Origin of the sequence: Pseudomonas sp. SIMBA_067, assembly GCF_046534675.1 — a bacterium.
GTDB classification, from domain to species: Bacteria; Pseudomonadota; Gammaproteobacteria; order Pseudomonadales; family Pseudomonadaceae; genus Aquipseudomonas; species Aquipseudomonas putida.
The window spans coordinates 1-271 of the sequence record NZ_JAWRYH010000440.1; the positions used below are offsets into that span (position 1 = coordinate 1).

Consider the following 271-nt stretch of genomic DNA (forward strand, 5'->3'; position numbering starts at 1 on the left):
CTGCTGGGCGATAACCACGGCCTGGACATCGACACGCTGGACAAAGACGTGGCTCACGACAGCCGCTCTATCCAGCCTGCGATGCTGCGCGACGACGAAATCCTCACCCATCCGGTGTTTAATCGCTACCACAGCGAAACCGAAATGATGCGCTATATGCACTCGCTGGAGCGTAAAGATCTGGCGCTGAATCAGGCGATGATCCCGCTGGGTTCCTGCACCATGAAACTGAACGCCGCCGCCGAGATGATCCCAATCACCTGGCCGGAAT

General features: G+C 57.9%; 1 protein-coding gene. It reads left to right on the plus strand.

Annotated elements, in window-relative coordinates:
• The coding region (locus SB765_RS29805) for a hypothetical protein (RefSeq protein WP_410932517.1) at positions 1-271 on the plus strand (271 nt) is incomplete at both ends.